General features: G+C 45.8%; 17 protein-coding genes. 6 read left to right on the top strand and 11 right to left on the bottom strand.

Annotated features, from left to right (window positions below):
* Nucleotides 1-15 precede the first annotated feature (15 nt).
* The 8 genes from Q1A08_RS02600 to Q1A08_RS02565 form a co-directional block, all read right to left on the bottom strand.
* On the bottom strand, nt 16-432 hold the full coding sequence (locus Q1A08_RS02600) for a DUF350 domain-containing protein (protein ID WP_299769338.1): 417 nt from the start codon (nt 430-432) through the stop codon (nt 16-18).
* A 53-nt stretch (nt 433-485) separates the two neighbouring features.
* Nucleotides 486-1,538 (bottom strand): potassium channel family protein, encoded by a 1,053-nt coding sequence (locus Q1A08_RS02595; RefSeq protein WP_299769335.1) that lies wholly within the window; start codon nt 1,536-1,538, stop codon nt 486-488.
* A 99-nt stretch (nt 1,539-1,637) separates the two neighbouring features.
* On the bottom strand, nt 1,638-2,036 hold the full coding sequence (locus Q1A08_RS02590; protein WP_299769332.1) for a VOC family protein: 399 nt from the start codon (nt 2,034-2,036) through the stop codon (nt 1,638-1,640).
* A 32-nt stretch (nt 2,037-2,068) separates the two neighbouring features.
* Entirely contained in the window at nt 2,069-2,818 is a 750-nt protein-coding gene (locus Q1A08_RS02585) for a cupin domain-containing protein (protein WP_299769329.1), read from the bottom strand.
* Between the two features lie 62 nt (nt 2,819-2,880).
* The gene (locus Q1A08_RS02580; protein ID WP_299769327.1) at nt 2,881-4,923 is read right to left on the bottom strand and encodes a pyridoxamine 5'-phosphate oxidase family protein; all 2,043 of its coding nucleotides are present in this window, start codon (nt 4,921-4,923) and stop codon (nt 2,881-2,883) included.
* 80 nt (nt 4,924-5,003) lie between these two features.
* Nucleotides 5,004-5,627 (bottom strand): glutathione S-transferase, encoded by a 624-nt coding sequence (locus Q1A08_RS02575; RefSeq protein ID WP_299769324.1) that lies wholly within the window; start codon nt 5,625-5,627, stop codon nt 5,004-5,006.
* Between the two features lie 17 nt (nt 5,628-5,644).
* Nucleotides 5,645-6,064 (bottom strand): nuclear transport factor 2 family protein, encoded by a 420-nt coding sequence (locus Q1A08_RS02570; RefSeq protein ID WP_299769321.1) that lies wholly within the window; start codon nt 6,062-6,064, stop codon nt 5,645-5,647.
* Between the two features lie 24 nt (nt 6,065-6,088).
* Nucleotides 6,089-6,520, bottom strand: coding sequence for a DUF1348 family protein (locus Q1A08_RS02565; protein WP_299769319.1), 432 nt, complete (start codon nt 6,518-6,520; stop codon nt 6,089-6,091).
* 303 nt (nt 6,521-6,823) lie between these two features.
* Between Q1A08_RS02565 and Q1A08_RS02560 the strand changes: the two genes are divergently transcribed.
* Nucleotides 6,824-8,638 carry a sigma 54-interacting transcriptional regulator gene (locus Q1A08_RS02560; RefSeq protein ID WP_299769317.1) on the top strand — a complete coding sequence of 605 codons (1,815 nt, stop codon included), beginning with the start codon at nt 6,824-6,826 and terminating at the stop codon, nt 8,636-8,638.
* Nucleotides 8,639-8,964: 326 nt separating this feature from the next.
* Here Q1A08_RS02560 and Q1A08_RS02555 read toward each other — a convergent pair whose 3' ends face one another.
* Both Q1A08_RS02555 and Q1A08_RS02550 read right to left on the bottom strand, forming a co-directional pair.
* The gene (locus tag Q1A08_RS02555; protein WP_299769314.1) at nt 8,965-9,159 is read right to left on the bottom strand and encodes a hypothetical protein; all 195 of its coding nucleotides are present in this window, start codon (nt 9,157-9,159) and stop codon (nt 8,965-8,967) included.
* Nucleotides 9,160-9,410: 251 nt separating this feature from the next.
* Entirely contained in the window at nt 9,411-9,860 is a 450-nt protein-coding gene (locus Q1A08_RS02550) for an Lrp/AsnC family transcriptional regulator (RefSeq protein WP_299769311.1), read from the bottom strand.
* A 174-nt stretch (nt 9,861-10,034) separates the two neighbouring features.
* On the opposite strand from Q1A08_RS02550, the gene Q1A08_RS02545 reads away from it, so the two are divergent.
* The 5 genes from Q1A08_RS02545 (at nt 10,035) to Q1A08_RS02525 (ending at nt 16,352) form a co-directional block, all read left to right on the top strand.
* Nucleotides 10,035-11,681, top strand: coding sequence for an aminotransferase class V-fold PLP-dependent enzyme (locus tag Q1A08_RS02545; RefSeq protein ID WP_299769308.1), 1,647 nt, complete (start codon nt 10,035-10,037; stop codon nt 11,679-11,681).
* Nucleotides 11,682-11,856: 175 nt separating this feature from the next.
* Nucleotides 11,857-13,605 (top strand): gamma-glutamyltransferase, encoded by a 1,749-nt coding sequence (gene ggt / locus Q1A08_RS02540; protein WP_299769305.1) that lies wholly within the window; start codon nt 11,857-11,859, stop codon nt 13,603-13,605.
* Nucleotides 13,606-13,832: 227 nt separating this feature from the next.
* Nucleotides 13,833-14,747, top strand: a complete 915-nt coding sequence (locus tag Q1A08_RS02535; RefSeq protein WP_299769302.1) for an SPFH domain-containing protein — start codon at nt 13,833-13,835, stop codon at nt 14,745-14,747.
* 9 nt (nt 14,748-14,756) lie between these two features.
* On the top strand, nt 14,757-15,206 hold the full coding sequence (locus Q1A08_RS02530) for an NfeD family protein (protein ID WP_299769301.1): 450 nt from the start codon (nt 14,757-14,759) through the stop codon (nt 15,204-15,206).
* A 3-nt stretch (nt 15,207-15,209) separates the two neighbouring features.
* Nucleotides 15,210-16,352, top strand: a complete 1,143-nt coding sequence (locus tag Q1A08_RS02525) for a patatin-like phospholipase family protein (RefSeq protein ID WP_299769299.1) — start codon at nt 15,210-15,212, stop codon at nt 16,350-16,352.
* 29 nt (nt 16,353-16,381) lie between these two features.
* On the opposite strand, the gene Q1A08_RS02520 is transcribed toward Q1A08_RS02525, so the two are convergent.
* On the bottom strand, nt 16,382-17,542 hold the full coding sequence (locus tag Q1A08_RS02520; protein ID WP_299769297.1) for an iron-containing alcohol dehydrogenase: 1,161 nt from the start codon (nt 17,540-17,542) through the stop codon (nt 16,382-16,384).
* Nucleotides 17,543-17,707: the final 165 nt, after the last annotated feature.

Genomic DNA, 17,707 nt, shown 5'->3' with positions numbered 1-17,707 from the left:
ATCTCCAAGGGCTAGTTAATAGCTCATACAAGCGGCATTGATTAAGCCAACAGCGATTGACATTGAGGCCAGAATAATACCGGCGGAGATTTCGTCGTTTTCAATTCGCTCGACTAATTTAGGCATCAAAACAAAACGGACAAGCGCAAAGGCGATGAGCTGGGCGACTAGCGCGATAATTGCCCAGATGGCATAGTCCAGAATAGACACAGAGTTGCTAGCGGCGCCGGCTAAGGCTATGGCAAAGCCAATGAGTGCACCGCCCAATCCTAAAGCGGCACTGGTATTGCGTTGTTCTTTGAGCAACTGCCACTCATCGTGAGGGGTAATTAAGGTGTACAGAATCTTAAAGACTAAAAAAAGGCCAATAGAGAAGCCAAAATACACTAAAAAGCTGCTAAAACCATTTAGTGATTCAATAATTGCATCCATTTATCTTTCCACCTATAAATCGTGTTTAGTTTGGTATTTAGAGATTCGAAGCCTTACTGACTTTTTTGCGCCGCTTGCCAATCAATATTTTCGATTCGTTCGTCAGCGATGTAAAACAATCGATCACCGCGATCGATTTCTTCGCTCAAGCAGGGGTTAATATTTAGCCTCTGATCATCGCCGTGCTTAATGCCGATAAGTGTCGCTTCATATTCAGCTTTTAGATAAGGGAAGATGACGGCTACTGAGCTGCTGTTGCTGTGATTATAGATAATCGAATATTGGGTCATGCCCTGGTCGACATCTAAAAGTTCGTGATGAAGTGCGCTGGAGCCCGGGTCCATGGTCGATTTAGCAATCATTTCAATGGCAACCGAGGGCATGCACTCAACATTGGGGCAGTGTTTTTTGAGCAGCTGCCCGAGTTTTTCTTGATTGAAGTAGGCGATCGTATGGGCATCAGGGTTTCGGCCTGTGCAGTATAAAGCCGCCGTCATGGTGGCGTCATCGTCGCTATTGTCAATAATGATACTGGCCGCTTGAGCAACAGAGGCGCGGTCCATTTCCTCATCTTTGCTGTGGCTGTTGACCTTTACAAAACCTATATGCTCGGGCATTGGGTTCTCAATATCAGCTTTAACACAGAGTACCACTCGACGTTTATCAGCCTGATGTTCCATTTCCCGTAGTAGCAGTTTTATTAATTCCAGTGTTCGGTTTTCATTCCAACCGACGACTAAAATATGGCCACTACAATCTATAGGCTTTAAACCTTGCACAGACTTTCTCCATTGGTAGGACATAAATGCAGCAACTCGACCAATCGCTAGACCAAATAAGCCTAGGCCCAGAGGGATTACATAGAGGGCCGTAATCAATTTGCCGTTTGCGCTTGTGGGCGACAGATCGCCATAGCCCACTGTTGAAGCAGTAACCAATAGCCAATAGAAAAAGCTATCTGCCGCTAAGAGGTGGGTTTCGCCTGCCGTGTAGAGCAATATCCAAACACTGCCAATATAGCAAGCGATGATGAGTAACATGCTGCGCCAACCCAAATCCATAAAGTGCTTTAGGATGATTCGACGTAGGCGACTTAATAGCAGCATGGTGAATTTGCGATCTCTGTTGATAAAGGCTCAAGTATAACATGAGCCTTAGACGGTAGAAGTCGCTAAAAAGTGGCAATCGATTGCTGTGTAATTGCCTTAAGATTCAGAAATTATTGATCGAATCGCGTGATGCTCATAGCAAGTGATTTCATGCTGGTTGGACCAAGGGTCTTCAAAATAAAGTGACCAGGATAAATGGTGATCACTACAACTTTTAAGCGCTGCTATTGAGCTAAGATATTCGCGCCACAAAAGAAAATTTTTAGCGTCACAGCCAAAGGCGATATGGCGGGATTGAATAGCGCTATCGCGTTTGAACAGTGCTATGTGGATTTCACCATTTACCAGTGTTAGGGGGCCTGCAGGGTCTTCAGCCCAACTTTGATAGCGTGTGTCGATCTCAAAACCTAGATGATGACAATACCAATCGCAGGCTTGATTCCTATCGCTGGTGAATATATGTACATGATCGATGCAACTTAATTCAGCCTGCATGGCTACGCTCCTTGGTGTAAACATTCCCGAGTTTAGAGCCCTAGATGGCCTTCTTTGATCCAAAATTCACAATCTTCTAAAAACGTCCACTGTACTGGGCTTCCGGCTGGGAGGCGAAGCCAGTCGCCGTTAAGGAGTGTGCGTTCGCCATGTTGTAGCGAGCCTTTCAACAGTAAAATTTCCACCCCATGACTGTAAATAGCTTGGTGGCTACTGCCTGCTAAGTAGCGCTGGATATAGACGGCCTCACGTTTATGCTCGTGCAAGCACAAACTACTGTGCGCTGGGCTGTGCTGATGGTAGAGCTTATTATTGCCGCTATCGATGCGGGTGCTAAGTTGATCGCTTTCTTGAAATTGATGAAGTTTTACAAAAAGGGTGCAGCCACTATCGCTGTATGGTTGATGGATAGAACCGGCAGGATTGCGAATATAGCTACCAGCAGGGTAGTGGCCATGCTCATCGCTGAAAATACCTTCGAGCACCAATATTTCTTCGCCGCCAGGGTGTGAGTGTGAGCTGAAACTACTGCCCGCCTCATAGCAGACAATGCTGGTGGCGTGCCCGTGTTCTGAAAATCGTCTTGCTAAAGGCTTGCGAACTACGCCCAAGGCGGGGCTGTTTTGCCAAGCCACATTGTTAGTACTAACATAAGCCTGTCGTTTGGCGTTGGTGTTTAGATTCACTGGCCTGCTTAAGTTTTGATTGGCGTTCAGCTCAGTACTGTCTTTACTGTGTAAAACGTCTTTCGACCAGTATTTACTTTTAACGGCTTGGTTCATGGGGCGTCCTTTCATAAATGGCACAGTAATGGAGCTGCGCCTGCTTTAATTTGAATATCTACTTAGTCTTTTACAAGTTGTAATGGCTGCCCGTCGACCGGGTAGGCAATACAGGGCAATATTTCATTGTCAGCTAGAGGGTACTCAGGGGCGTTCTGATATTGAACCTCACCACCTTTTAATCGACAGCGACAACTACCGCAGCGCCCGCTACGACAAGAAAAATCAATTTCTAGTCCGTGTTGCAAAAAGCTATCTAGCAAGCTACCGTCTTTGGGAAACCAGTTGAGCTCATGGCGCAGGTGGTCTGCTAGCTCAATTTCGACGATCTGGTTCTCGGGCAGTTGAAGAAGGTTTATTTGGTTTTGCCGTATTAACTGGGAAGGGCCAAAGGTTTCCCCATGTATATGTTCATCACTAAAACCTAAATCCATTAGATACTCATAGGTCTCTTGCATAAATGCATTCGGGCCGCATAAATAGGCCTCTAGATCTAATTCGCTGCCCGGAGTGATATCCCCGATCCAACTTGATATTAAGTTGCTGTAAAAACTCCTATTTGGCCGGCCAGTTAGAATATTCTTAGCACTGGAGGTGGCAGTAGCTTGAGTAAAATGCCAGCTGATGTTTAATCGACCTTGGCTGTAATGCGCCATATCATTGAGTAAATCAAAAAAGCTAGCTTCTTCACGACTCTTGGCGATCGCAACAATATGGCAGGGGCGGGCGTAACGGTGACGTATGGCGTCTTTAATAAGGCGTTCGGCCATAGCCACTATTGGGGTTATTCCAATTCCGGCGGCGATGAGTAGGGCAGGCTTTTTTGACTGGCTGTCAAAAGTGAAATTACCTCTAGCCTGCTGTACCCATATAGTGTCTCCAGCTTTCAACGCTTGGTGTATTTGGGTGGACAGCTCACCATCGCGTTTTACAGTAATCCGCAAATCGCCATCGGCGCTTGAGCCAGACACGCTATAACTTCGAACGCTTTTATTTTTACTGTCAGGTTTTTGCAGTGACACATTGATATGTTGCCCAGGAATAAAGCTATCTACTTGGCCATCCAGATAAAGTGATTTGGCAATGTCCGATTCCATTTCAGTCGTTTTGATGAGCATTGGGAACCATTTGTTCGCTCTTTTTGAGTTTGCTAAGCGCTGCTTGGCGGTTTCCCAGTCTCCGCTTAATAAACTGTTTGGAGAATAATCAGCAATATGCCTTAAACCAGCTAAACGTTTCGGTAGCAATCGCGCTTTGCTGAGCTTAAATCTCCAAAAGCGCTCGGCATTATCAAAATGCGCTAGTAACTCATGATGCCATACTATTTCGGCTTCTCCTGTTAGCTGCAATAGATGACCATATTCGAAATCAAGAAATAAGAGACCTGCACTTGGGCTATTTAAAAAGTTACCCAAGGTATTGAAATGAAAATTGCCTGGAAAATCCGGTATTAGTAGGCTTTGGCTATTTTCAACATAAACAAAACCTGGTTTTCCACCACGATGCGAAATATCAGCGCCATCACTGGCTTGGCCGTTTTCTGTTCCGCTGTTGCTTGCAACAAAAAAGGTATCGGAGCGATTAATGATAGACAGCATTTCTGGACTGAGTTTTTCGGTTTCAATCTTAGTTCTGCCAGGGCCGTTTTGCAGCTGCGAAAAATCCCGTGTTTGGATATATTGCGGGCAATTACCAAAGCTCTGCCTGACTTCAAGTTCAAGCAGTTTGCCATCACTATAAGCTACGCTAGCACTCAACCTATTTCTACGGCGATTGGATAGATCGATACCTAGTATACCTAGCGCCTGTCCAGGCTCTAAATCGTTAAAGAAAAAGTCGGAATAAACCTGCCCACCACGAATATGCAAGCGGGTTTCCGATGGGCTTTCGATAAAGCCAGTTTCTTGCCACAAAATTGAAGCCCACATTTGCCCATCTTTATCTTGATGAGCGCAGAATAAGTAGGGCAGTTGTTGGTAGAATTCTCGATGCTGATCTGGCATGAAGGGTCTGACCACACGTTGCGCAAACGCCGCCATCTGATCTTTCACACCAAGGCGTTCTTGTATGCTTAATTCACCACTATGAAAAATTGCCTCTGACATTCCTTGCTCTCCAAAAAAAGCGGACGCCGCCCAGCTGCTGTCACGGGCATTGTCCGCAAAGGGCTCATGGATTCTAATCGCTAAGCGGCTAAGCCAATGGGGGTTGATGTCATGGCGACAAAATTATCCAATGCTTCGATACGCTTTAGCCAGGCTTGCACATTGGGGTAATCGGCAAGGTTGACATTGCCCTCGGGCGCATGAGCGATATAGGCGTAATTCGCGATATCGGCAAGACTAATCTCTTCGCCTACTAGCCAGTTTTTGCCGTTTAGGTCTGCCTCAAATCGAGCAAGGATAGCGTGCGCGGTAGCAATGGCTTTGTCGGCATCCAGTGCTGCCGAAAAAACCGTGATTAATCGTGCAGTTGCTGGTCCGCTGGCGATTGGCCCTGCAGCGGCGCTTAAATAACGCTGTATTTCAGCGGCTGCTACGGGGTCATGGGGATAGTAACTGTGGTTTTTGTCATAAGTTGCCGCTAAATAAACCAAGATAGCATTTGAATCATGCAATATAACATCACCGTCTTCCAAAACAGGCACCTGTCCGGCCGGGTTCTTCGCTAGAAATTCAGGCGATTTGTGCTCACCTTTTAAAAGATCTACATCGATAATTTCGGCATCTAAATTGAGCAGTGATAAAAACAACTCCACTCGATGTGAATGCCCAGATAAAGGATGACGATATAATTTAATGGTAGACATGCTAAAGTCCTCTTTGCTTAAGGGGTTAGTTGACGCTCAAAGGCCTGAATGGGAACATCATTAATACTTGCGATGCGGCGACTCATTAAACCGTCATCATTGAATTCCCACAGCTCATTCCCGTAAGAGCGGTACCACTGTTGATCTTCATCGTGCCATTCATATTGAAAGGTAACGGCAATTCGATTTTCGGTGAAACTCCAAAGCTCTTTTTTGAGTTTGTAGTCTTGTTCTTTTTGCCATTTTTGGCTTAAAAATTGTTGTATGGCTTCACGACCACTAAAAAAGGCATCTCGATTTCGCCATTGGCTGTCTTCGCTATAGGCCATGGAAACGGCGATTGGATCTTTGCTATTCCAGGCGTCTTCAGCGGCTTGGACTTTTGCTTTTGCTGTTTCTAATGAAAACGGCGGTAATGGTGGTCGCTGCTGCGTCATATTGTTCTCCTTAAAAAATCCAACTTATTGCGGCTTAAATAATTCCCTGCTATCGGCGCTAATTTTATGATCTTGCGACGTGCTTACGGCGCCGGTAATCAGTGCAGATTCGTTAAAACTCAATAGCAATTGACCATTGCTTCGATACCATTGACCGCTGCTGCAATGTTGCCATTCAGAGACAATTTGTAAGCTCAAGCGCTCTTCAGAGTAATTCCAAATGGTGCTGTGCCAGCGGTAGTGCAACAGTCTTTGATTGCGCTTGTTAAGTAGCTCGGCAATCTCATCTTTGTTTTTGCAAATTTCCCCCTGGTGCTGCCAGCTGGCATCGTCTGTGCCCAAATCCAGTAGCGCCTGTAATGCACCTTCGTTAAGGAGGTCGCAAATAAGCTGCCGGTTGAATTCAGCGCTGGTTTTGTCTAATGGGGGCGGTATTAATCGTTTTTCGTTTTTCATTTCACTAACAAGTTTTCGTTACTCGGTATCCTTGACAACAGAGGGGCAAGGCTTTTAGTGTTGCTGTTCTCACACAAGCAATACCAAATTCTCCTCGCTAATCCCGCTAAGTGGTTTATTGCGATAAGCGTGCCAATTTAATAAAACCTTTAAAAACAACAGCTTAGTATGATTCTCTGTGTCTCAGAAAACTGTGAGACACAGTTATTTGTTAGTTTTACGTTGTTAAACTTAAGGATGTTGGGAGCTTATTTACGGGAATTAACTGAGAAAAACTAAGTGGATAGCTATATGGAAAGCTATATGGAAAGTAGAACTCAACAAGATTTTGATGGCCTTGTGTTGTTGGAAAGCCCTTTTTGCAGTGCGGTTTGTGATGCAGAGGGTAATTGGTTAAAGCAGAGCCGGCTTTGGCGCGAATCAATCATTCAGCCGAATCTGGCCGGCTTCTTAAACACCATCGTTCTCCTTAGCGAGGGTTCCGCGAAGAGCTTAGTAGATGATGTGTTGCAAAACTCTGCTGTTGTTAGTGTGGAGGTACGCTCGACGGAAAATGCCGAAGATGTCAGGGTGCTTATGTTGTGGCAGGAGCCCTGGGGTGAGAATGATATTACTTTAAATGTTGTCTTAATGGACAAAGATGCAAGCTGTTTAAATGATGAGTTAGATCTTCTGCGCCAACGTTACGAATTGATTTTGTCAGCAGCCGGTGAGGGGATATATGGCTTAGATCTTAATGGCTGTACGACCTTTGCAAATCAGGCGGCTGTTGATATTTTAGGTTGGCACCCGGATGATATTCTTGGAACGCCCTTGCATGATATTCATCATCATTCTTATCCGGATGGTAGTCCATATCCTCGTGAATGTTGCCCGATATATGCGGCATTTAAAGACGGTGATGTGCACCGTGTTGATGATGAAGTTTTTTGGCGAGCTGATGGTAGCTCAATACCTGTAGAATACGTGAGCACCCCCATCGTTCACAACGGTGAAATTAAAGGTGCTGTGGTTATTTTCAAAGATATATCGGAGCGCAAAAAACTAGAATCCGAAAAAGATCTGCAACTTCAAGAGATCAAAAAACTAAAGGAAGAGTTGGAGTTAGAACGAGACTATTTGCGTGACGAAATACACGCCGGAGCGAGCTTTGGCAATATTGTGGGGCAAAGCCCTGCCTTGAATAGAACCCTGGCTCAAATAGAGGCCGTGGCGGCGACGCCAAGTAGCGTACTTATTCTAGGTGAGTCGGGTGTCGGTAAGGAAATGATTGCGCGGGCTATACATACCCAAAGCCCGCGAAAAGATGAGCCTTTGGTAAAAGTAAATTGCGCCTCAATACCCAAGGATCTTTTTGAAAGCGAGTTTTTTGGTCACGTTAGGGGTGCCTTTACCGGCGCCCATAAAGATCGTGTTGGGCGAATGCAGCTTGCTAATGGCGGCACGCTATTTTTAGATGAAGTGGGCGAAATACCTCTGGATTTACAGGGTAAATTGCTTCGTGCACTGCAGGAGCAGGAATTTGAACGTGTCGGAGATGATGCGACTCATGCCGTTGATGTTCGCATTGTGGCGGCGACGAATCGCGACCTTGAAAAAGAGGTTGCTGCAGGTCGTTTCAGAGAAGATTTGTATTATCGATTGAGCGTTTTCCCGATTTCAGTACCGCCATTGCGAGAACGACCCCAAGATATTCCTTTGTTAGCTCAGCATTTCCTGGAAGAGCAGTGTCAACAGTTGGGTCGTGAGGCAATGCAAATTAGTAAGGCTCAGGCTCAAGCTCTAAGTGCGCTGAACTGGCCGGGTAATATTAGAGAACTTAAGAATGTTATTGAAAGAGCGATTATTTTAAGTCGGGGCTCTCGCTTGAGATTGGATTTAGCCATGCCGGACCTGGTTCAGAATGTAGAAGAGGTCTTTCATGAAGTTAGTGCGCCTGAGGCAGAAGTTTTAGATGAAGAAGCATTTAGAGCTTTAGAACGTGCCAACATCATCAAGGCTTTAGAAAAGTGTGATTGGAAGGTGTCTGGAGCGAAAGGAGCGGCCGCGCTGCTGGGAATTAAGCCATCGACCTTGAGCTATCGTATGAATAACTTTTCCATCGAAAGGCCGCGTTAAAACATGAAGTGGCCTAACGATAATTGTTAGGCCACTTTTTTAAAATTCTAGGCAAATACATACTTTAGCTTTGAAGCCAAAAAGCATAGAGATGTGAGCACTTAAGCAATCAAAGCTTCTTGTTATCTTAATGTGGTATGGGTAATGGGCCTGCCACGATAATTAAAACGCCTTCTAATCTGAACAAACAATAGCCAGTCAGTAGCTTAGCAAAAACTTGCCTTTGAGCTTGATTAATTCAGTGAGTAACAGCGCTTCTCTTAAGCTCTAGTTTTCCATAGCTTAAGAAAAGCTGACGCTTACCCAGTGTAATTTGTCATAAGGGATTAAAAAACTCCGGGCAGTAAAATATGTGTTAGGTAAATCTCTCTCCACAAATCTTCAACTCGATAATTGTTTGAGTCACGCCAATAATTACTCATTAGCATCAATGCGCTTAACGCCAGCAGGCTAAGTTCATTGCGATAGTCCTGCCATTGGCATAAGACTTGTTCTACTACGCGTTTTACAAAAGATCTCATGGCTTTCTCCCTGAATACTCGCGTCAGCCCTTCAACTCCAACGCGGCTTAGTCTCAATAATTTGTGAAATCTAGCGGTGCAAACTAATAAATTTGCTACTTGCTGTAATTAATGGCAAGCACTGTGCCAATTTAAAAAAGCAAGTAAAAACAATAGGATAGGTAATTTTATGGATCTCAGCTATCTGAGACCCATAAAATATTGGGAGTAATTTATCTAGTTTGAAAGTATTAGACTGGGAGTGTAAAGCGTCAATTGATAGGGAGTTTTGTGGTGTGTTTGAGTGTTTCCATCACAAAGCTGCAGCTTACGTCATTAAGTTCAGCCTTTATCAACTGCTTATAAAGACGATCATAGCCGGCCATGTCAGAAACTTGAGCTTTTACTAGGTAGTCGAGTTCGCCACTCATTCTGTAAGCCTCCAGAACTTCGGGGATGGTGTTGAGCACTTCCTTGAATCGATTAAACCACTGGGCATTGTGTTGACTGGTGCGTAGAGCGATATAGGCCGTTAAGGGCAGGCCTAAGCTCTCAGCATCTAATAGTGCGACTTGGCTTTTGATCACGCCTTCTTCACTGAGCTTTTTGATACGCCGCCATGCCGCTGTTTTGGATATGGCTATTTCCTCAGCTATAGCCCCAATGGAGCGTGACGCATCATTTTGTAGGGCGTCGAGTAGTAATTTATCAATTTTATCCATTATTACAGCCAAAAGAACAAAGTTGCGGAAAGGTTGTAAGTATTGTAACAAAGTTACGAAATGATGTGTTATAAGCTGATTATAGCAACAATGTTCCTAGTGCGAGGTATTAATATACACATCACAGTATGCCATTAAGAGCAGTCTCAACTAACGTGCTTACAGGAGCCAGTGATGTCCCACCCCCCACAGTTATGCCAAATTCGACAGGAAATTATCGGTGACGATGGTGTTGTTGAGACGGCCTTCGGTAAAAAGCCCTTGGTATATGCGGATTACACAGCCTCAGGTCGAAGTCTTCGCTTCATAGAGCAATTTATCCAGACTCAGGTATTGCCTTATTACGCCAATACACATACCGAGACCTCCTATACTGGTCGACATACCACTGAGTTGAGGGAGCAAGCCCGCCAAACTATTCGCAAGGCTTTAAATGCTGGTGAACAACATAGGCTCATTTTTAGTGGCAGTGGCGCTACTGCGGCAATTGATAAATTGATCACTATGTTAGAGCTCAAGCGCTGTGGCGCGACAAAAGATGAGCTTCCAGAAGCAGAACGCCCGGTCGTGTTTGTCGGGCCTTATGAACATCACTCTAATGAGTTGCCATGGCGTGAGTCTAAAGCAGAAGTCGTTTCGATCCCCCTAGATGAAAAAGGGCATTTGAATCTAGTCGTGCTTGAGCAAAAGCTTGAGGAGTATCAACAGCGCCCACTTAAAATTGGTAGCTTTTCAGCAGCTTCCAATGTAACTGGCCTGCGTACGCCGGTTGAGCAGGTTTCAAAATTGCTGAAGCGCTATGGTTTTTGGTCCTGCTGGGATTATGCTGCTGCGGGTCCTTATGTGAGTATTGACGTGCAAAGCCTGCAGCTGGACGCGGTATTTATTTCTACTCATAAGTTTATTGGCGGGCCCGGCACGCCAGGCATATTGCTCGTTAATCAAGATATGCTGGCCAATGATATACCGGCAGTACCGGGTGGAGGCACTGTCTCATTTGTAACCCCGAATGAGCACACCTATTTAAGTGATGTTGAGCGAAGAGAAGAGGGAGGTACTCCGGGTATTGTCGAGTCTATCCGTGCTGGCTTAGTGTTTTCCTTACAGCAAGCTGTCGGTACAGAAAATATTGAGCGACTTGAAAGGGCTCATACCCAGGAAGCTATCGAGCGTTTAAGTCAGCATAGTAATATCGAGATTCTAGGTGATCCAGACGCCGATCGCTTGTCCATTATTTCGTTTAGAATTCGCCATAATGATAAACATCTACACTACAGCTTTGTGGTAGCCCTGCTGAACGATTTGTTTGGTATTCAAGCGCGCGGGGGCTGTTCTTGTGCTGGGCCCTATGGGCATTATTTGTTAGACCTCGGTGATGAGCAAAGTCGTAGGATTGAGGAGCAAATGTACTGCGGGGCTATGCTATTACGTCCAGGCTGGATACGTTTCAACTTAAACTATTTTCTTGATCACCAAACAGTTGACTATATCTTGTCGGCTATTGAAATGGTGGCCAATCATGGTGCCAAGTTGCTACCTTTTTATCAGTATCAGGAGAGCCCAGGAGTCTGGTGCTTCCAGGGGCAACGCCATGGTGATAGCGCAAGCCTAAGGTCCGCGTTGGATAATTGGTTGGCCGGACAGGATTTAAATGACACTTTGGAGGCGGAATTAAGCCGAGAGGAAAGCTATAAACAAGCACTGGCCGTTGCTAAAGCGCATTTACTGTCGCCCGACCTTGGCTGGCAGCGATACAGCATGAGTCTACAGGCAGAGGCCGAAGCTGTACGTTGGTTTGTATTGCCGCAAGAGTTGTTTTGATTAAAGCGCTCGGTTCAAATTTAGAAGTACAAAGCTAGAAGTACAAAGCTAGAAGTACAAAGCTAGAAGTACAAAGCTAGAAGTACAAAGCTAGAAATGCAAAACCGGGCAGGGCTCTAGGCCCCTGCCTGTTATTGTGTCATCATCTGTCCCGCAATTAACTATAGGACACGCTATGTTTTTTTCCCGTTTCAAATCTTCCGTCTTGAGCATTAGTCAGGGCCTATTAATGGCCTTGCCATTAGTGTTTGGCTCTGTCGCGAGCGCGCAGGATTCAGCCATTATTAGTTATGACAGCCGTTTTCACCCGGTGATTGGCCAGCACGGAATGGTTGCTAGTCAGGAGGCTTTAGCCTCGGAAGTTGGTTTAGAAATACTGAAGCAAGGTGGCAATGCTGTGGATGCGGCAGTGGCAACAGGCTTTGCGATGGCGGTAACCTTGCCTAAGGCCGGAAATATTGGTGGTGGCGGCTTTATGATGATCTATCTAAAAGAGCGCGACAAAGTAGTTGCTTTAGATTACCGCGAAATGGCGCCTATCAAAGCCTATGCCGATATGTTCTTAGATAAAGACGGAAACTTCGATCGTGATATGGCCGGCTATACCTATAGAGCCGGTGGTGTGCCAGGTACAGTAGCGGGCATGATTCATGCTCTTGAAAACTACGGCACGATGAAGCTAGAGCAAGTTATTGCCCCAGCGATCAAACTGGCGAAAGAGGGCTTTATTGTTACTCCCGGGCTAGCAAATGACCTAGTCGTAAAGCGTAAGCGCTTAACGCGATACCCAGCCACTCAAGAAATTTTTTACCACAGCGATGGCCGTAACCTGCAGGCAGGTGAGCGTCTAATCCAAAAAGATTTGGCTTGGTCCTTGTCTGAAATTAGCAAGCATGGCAAGTCAGCCTTTTATGGCGGCTCTATCGCTAAGAAATTCGTCTCGGCATCTGATAAGTACAATGGCTTGTTTACCTTAGATGACTTTAAAGGCTATAAGGTTGTGGAGCGCGAGGCCGTAAAGGGCAACTATCGTGGTTACGATGTGGTTTCTATGCCACCACCAAGTTCAGGTGGTGTGCACCTAATTCAAATGCTTAATGTTCTTGAGGCTTATGACCTTAAACTGATGGGACACAATAGCGCTGAGTATCTTCATACCTTGACGGAGACGATGCGTCGAGCTTATGCCGATCGTAGCCAGCACTTGGGTGATCCGGATTTCTACCGTGTGCCGATGGCACAGTTATTGGACAAGCAATACGCCAAGACATTACGTCAGCAGATTGACCCTAACAAAGCCACGCCATCGGAAGAGGTTGCGCCTACTAAGCTATTTGGTAAAGAAAGTAACGATACCACCCATTACTCGGTCGCCGATCGCTGGGGCAATATTGTGTCTAATACCTATACCATTAATTACAGCTATGGTTCTGGTATTGTTGTCGATGGAACTGGCATTTTGTTAAACAATGAGATGGATGACTTCTCCGCTAAACCAGGTGAGCCAAATGCTTATGGCTTGTTGGGTAGTGAGGCGAATGCCATTGAGCCCCGTAAGCGTCCATTAAGCTCTATGACTCCAACATTGGTCATTAAAGACGGTCAGCCAGTATTGGCAACAGGTAGCCCAGGTGGCAGTACGATTATTACCATCGTGCTGCAGATCGTATTAAATACGATCGATTTTGAAATGAACATTGCTGAGGCGACCTCCGTTCCGAGAATGCACCATCAGTGGTTCCCAGATAAAGTCTTTGTAGAGCCCGGTGTCAGCAAGGATACCGTAGAGTTGCTAAAGCAAAAGGGTCACGATGTGAAGTACTCCAGAACCATGGGTAGCACCCAGTCCATTGCTACCCTAAAGGGCTATATGTATGGCGCTTCCGATACTCGTCGCCCTGATGCAGCGACTGTAGCTTATTAAGATCTATATTTCGGCGGCCTGCGTCTTGTAGGCCGTTTTTTCTTTCTCTCCCTTCATTTTCTCTCCATTCTCTATCCATTTTTTCTGCTTTAACGGCCCTTAGCGCCTTAGCTTTGTCTACCTTTGCCTTTTATTTGGGTGCTAGATCTATATTCATATCTTTCAGTCTGTACAACTATCTGTTAGCGTTGCCTTATAAATTTTGGCTTCTCTAATTTGGGGGTTTTATGTTCGATATGAACGTCGCTGTGATTGTCGCTGTGGTATTAGCGTTAGTGGTGATCTTAAGGTCAGTTAAAAGTGTTCCGCAGGGTGAAGAGTGGACGGTAGAGCGCTTTGGCAAATACACCCGTTTATTGCCTCCTGGCCTACAGGTCATCGTGCCCTTTATTGATAGCATTGGCCATCGACAGATTGTCATGGAGCAGGTATTGGATATTCAGCCCCAAGAAGTAATCAGCGCCGATAATGCGATGGTAACAACAGATGCGGTTTGCTTTTACCAGGTAATCGATGCAGTAAAAGCTTCTTATGAGGTTAATAATCTAGAGCGTGCCATGCAGAATTTGGTCATGACCAATATACGTGCGGTTTTAGGATCCATGGAGCTCGATTCAATGTTGTCGAATCGCGATCAGATTAATAGTGCACTGTTGGTCAAAGTTGATGAAGCGACCAATCCATGGGGAATTAAAGTCACTCGTATTGAAATTAAGGATATTACTCCTCCGCGGGACTTAGTTGACGCCATGGCCAACCAAATGAAAGCGGAGCGAGAAAAACGCGCACAAATTTTATTGGCTGAAGGTGAGCGAGAGTCTGCGATTAAAGTGGCTGAAGGTGAGAAGCGCTCACAAATCCTGCGAGCCGAGGGTGAGCGGGAATCTGCCTTCCTTGAGGCGGAGGCTCGTGAGCGTGAAGCCCAGGCCGAGGCCAAGGCAACCTTTATGGTGAGCGAGGCGATTGCTAAGGGTAACTCTCAGGCGATCAACTACTTTGTTGCCCAAAAGTACGTCGATGCTCTAGGGCAGATTGCTTCTGCCGATAATAGTAAGGTGGTATTAATGCCATTGGAGGCTTCAAGCGTGATCGGTTCAATTGAGGGTATTCACGAGCTGGTTAAGTCGGCAAAGCAAAGCTAAGGTGTTTTGATGGAATTTTTGAGCGGTTTATCAGCCTGGCATTGGCTGATTCTAGGCATCATCCTTCTAATACTCGAAATGTTAGGCGCTGCGGGCTTTTTATTGGGCATTGGTGTTGGTGCGATATTAACGGCTGTTATTGCCGCAGTGCTTAGTGATATGAGCTGGCAGGCTCAGCTATTGTGCTTTGCTGTGTTATCGATCGCAGCCACCTGTTTGTATTGGATGCGTTTTCGCCATATCAACGAAGCAACTGACCAACCTTTACTTAATAGCGCCGAAGCTCGGCTGCTTGGTAAGGAAGCGGTGCTTATTGCGGATATGAGTGCGTTGAAAGGTAAGGTGCAAATAGCTGATACCTTGTGGGAAGTAAACGCTACTGAAAACTATCCGGCCGGCACTAAAGTGAAAGTACTGGCCGTCAATGGTATGAGCTTACAGGTGGAAGCGCAGTCGTAACTTATGAAGAACGCTTTGATTCTCTCTGGAGGTGGTGCGCGCGCTGCCTACCAGATCGGAGTGCTAAAGGCACTCAAGGAAATCGTCCCAACTCATCAAAATCCATTTCCTATCATTTGTGGAACCTCTGCGGGTGCTATTAATGCGGTGAGTTTGGCTTCTCGCTGCGATGACTTTTCTTTTGCTGTCGATAATTTGGAGAATTTTTGGGGAAATTTGACGGCCGATCATGTATTTAAATCCGGCTGGCTGGATGTTAGCAAGGGCGGCTTGAGTTTATTTGGTTCATTGTTTAACCGAGGTGTTGGAGTAAGTAAACCTGTTTCCCTTTTGGATAACTCCCCTCTAAGAACATTTTTATCCAAAGCTATTCAGTTTCAGCAAATATCTACCATGCTGGAAAAGGGCGCTTTAGAGGCGCTGTCGATCACCGCCATGGGGTATTCCACCGGTGAATCTGTTAGTTTTTTTCAAGCTTCAGAGTCGAACCCTAAGCTTAATGAGTGGCGTCGCCATAGAAGAGTAGGGCGTCGCAGTGAAATCCAAGTGGAGCATTTGCTGGCATCCTCAGCCATTCCCACTATTTTCCCTACGATAAAGCTTGGTGAGCAGTACTTTGGTGATGGTGCCATGCGTCAGTTGGCACCGATTAGTCCGGCTTTGCACCTAGGTGCCGACCGTGTTTTTATTATCGGTGTCAGTGGCAACCGCAATGTGAAACAGTGGAACAAAAAGCCTCAGCCAATTAGGCACTCGCCATCGATTGCTCAGATTATCGGTCATATGTTTAATAGTGCTTTTATTGATAGTCTTGAAGGCGATATTGAACACTTAGAGCGTGTGAATGACTTACTAAGAAAAATGAGTCAAGAGGAAAGGGAAGCTGAAAAACGTTTACGTCCTATTGAAAGCTTAGTTATTTCGCCTTCCAAGCCTTTAGATAAAATCGCAGGCCGCAATGTTCGCTACCTGCCTTCTTCATTAAAATGGTTTTTCCGCTCTACGGGTGCAACCGCGAGCGGTGGCGGTTCTGCAGCGGCCAGTTACTTGTTGTTTTGCCCAGAGTATTGCCAGGAGCTGATGGATCTGGGCTATCAAGATGCCATGTGGGAAAAAGATAAAATAGAAACCTTTTTCAAGGTTTAATGGTAGTCAGCACATTGGTGAGCCTGCGACTACCAGGCTTGCTGATAAATTTCTAAAGCATCTGCCTCGTCTAGAGGTCTTGGATTGTTTTGCAGTAATCGTGTCTGCTGCATGGCGTCCTTTGCTAAAGTGGGTAGGTGTTCTTCGCCAATTTCCAAATCGCGCAGATGTGTGCAGAGTTTTAATTTTCCAATCAAACGCTCGATATACTTTATCAATTCAATGCTGACGGCTTTGCTGTTGTCATGGGCTATATACTCTGCACCCATAATTATCGGGGCCAGCTCAGCATACAGTTCATGGCAGTGGCTATTGTTAAAGCGCATGACATGGGGAAGAACCAAAGAATTACTTAAGCCGTGGGGAATATGGAAATGCCCGCCAAGTGGATAGGCTAAAGCATGCACCGCGGCCACAGGGGAATTAGCAAAGGCTTGGCCCGCCATAAACGCACCGAGCAACATGGCTTGCCTAGCTTCTAAATTGCTACCATTTTGGCAGGCTTCGCTAATGTTTGTGCTCAATAAGGCTAGGGCTTCTTTGGCGAGTAAATCAGAGTAGCGATTTTTTTTATGGGCGCTGGTGTAAGCTTCGATAGCATGAACCATTGCATCGATGCCGGTAGCGGCGGTTATTGCTGGCGGCAATCCTATTGTTAGCTCCGCGTCTAAGATGGCAACGTCTGGCAGTAACAGAGGTGAAACAACACCCATTTTGGTGGTTTCTCCGGTTGTTACAATGGCGACAGCGGTGGCCTCTGAGCCAGTGCCAGCTGTAGTTGGAATTAGGAGCAAGGGCAATCTTGGTCCTTGTGCTTGCTCCACACCATAAATATCGGCGAGTTGCTCACCAGAAGCCAGCATCAGCGCAATTAGTTTGGCGCTATCTAAAGAGCTGCCACCACCAAAGCCGATGACACCGTCGGCCTGATGCGCCTTGGCGCTTTCCAATGCTTGCAAGATGATGTTTTCTGGTGGGTCAGCGACGATATCGCAAAAGCTGAAAAAAGGCACATCTTCGCGGTGCAAAACAGCTTCTAGTTTCGCCAATAATCCGCAGGCGACTATGCCTTGGTCAGTAATAATGATTGGGCGTTTAATACCTTGTTGACGACAAACCTGAGCGAGTAGGGCTATGGCTCCGGGCTGATTGATCAATGACTTGGTTGTATTAAAAACAAAATTGTCCACATTGGCACCTGATTTATTATTGCTGATTTATTCCTTTATCCTTTCGTGCTCATATTGAGCTGGCTCCAAAGAAATGCGATCGCAGTCAATTATTTCTGGGAGTGGAATAGGCTTTATTAAAACTAAAGCTTAGCGTATGTCACAGGGTGAAAATAGACAAAGGGT

Source organism: uncultured Pseudoteredinibacter sp. (assembly GCF_947500695.1).
GTDB lineage: Bacteria > Pseudomonadota > Gammaproteobacteria > Pseudomonadales > Cellvibrionaceae > Pseudoteredinibacter.
This window is presented reverse-complemented; position numbering and strand designations above follow the sequence as displayed.

Bases quoted from the DNA above. Each gene is read 5' to 3' on its own strand.
- Q1A08_RS02565 (WP_299769319.1), bottom strand. From the start codon at position 6,520: ATGAAAAACGAAAAACGATTAATACCGCCCCCATTAGACAAAACCAGC.
- Q1A08_RS02570 (WP_299769321.1), bottom strand. From the start codon at position 6,064: ATGACGCAGCAGCGACCACCATTACCGCCGTTTTCATTAGAAACAGCA.
- Q1A08_RS02585 (WP_299769329.1), bottom strand. From the start codon at position 2,818: ATGAACCAAGCCGTTAAAAGTAAATACTGGTCGAAAGACGTTTTACAC.
- Q1A08_RS02580 (WP_299769327.1), bottom strand. From the start codon at position 4,923: ATGTCAGAGGCAATTTTTCATAGTGGTGAATTAAGCATACAAGAACGC.
- Q1A08_RS02595 (WP_299769335.1), bottom strand. From the start codon at position 1,538: ATGCTGCTATTAAGTCGCCTACGTCGAATCATCCTAAAGCACTTTATG.
- ggt (WP_299769305.1), top strand. From the start codon at position 11,857: ATGTTTTTTTCCCGTTTCAAATCTTCCGTCTTGAGCATTAGTCAGGGC.
- Q1A08_RS02525 (WP_299769299.1), top strand. From the start codon at position 15,210: ATGAAGAACGCTTTGATTCTCTCTGGAGGTGGTGCGCGCGCTGCCTAC.
- Q1A08_RS02530 (WP_299769301.1), top strand. From the start codon at position 14,757: ATGGAATTTTTGAGCGGTTTATCAGCCTGGCATTGGCTGATTCTAGGC.
- Q1A08_RS02590 (WP_299769332.1), bottom strand. From the start codon at position 2,036: ATGCAGGCTGAATTAAGTTGCATCGATCATGTACATATATTCACCAGC.
- Q1A08_RS02560 (WP_299769317.1), top strand. From the start codon at position 6,824: ATGGAAAGTAGAACTCAACAAGATTTTGATGGCCTTGTGTTGTTGGAA.
- Q1A08_RS02600 (WP_299769338.1), bottom strand. From the start codon at position 432: ATGGATGCAATTATTGAATCACTAAATGGTTTTAGCAGCTTTTTAGTG.
- Q1A08_RS02550 (WP_299769311.1), bottom strand. From the start codon at position 9,860: ATGGATAAAATTGATAAATTACTACTCGACGCCCTACAAAATGATGCG.
- Q1A08_RS02575 (WP_299769324.1), bottom strand. From the start codon at position 5,627: ATGTCTACCATTAAATTATATCGTCATCCTTTATCTGGGCATTCACAT.
- Q1A08_RS02535 (WP_299769302.1), top strand. From the start codon at position 13,833: ATGTTCGATATGAACGTCGCTGTGATTGTCGCTGTGGTATTAGCGTTA.
- Q1A08_RS02545 (WP_299769308.1), top strand. From the start codon at position 10,035: ATGTCCCACCCCCCACAGTTATGCCAAATTCGACAGGAAATTATCGGT.
- Q1A08_RS02555 (WP_299769314.1), bottom strand. From the start codon at position 9,159: ATGAGATCTTTTGTAAAACGCGTAGTAGAACAAGTCTTATGCCAATGG.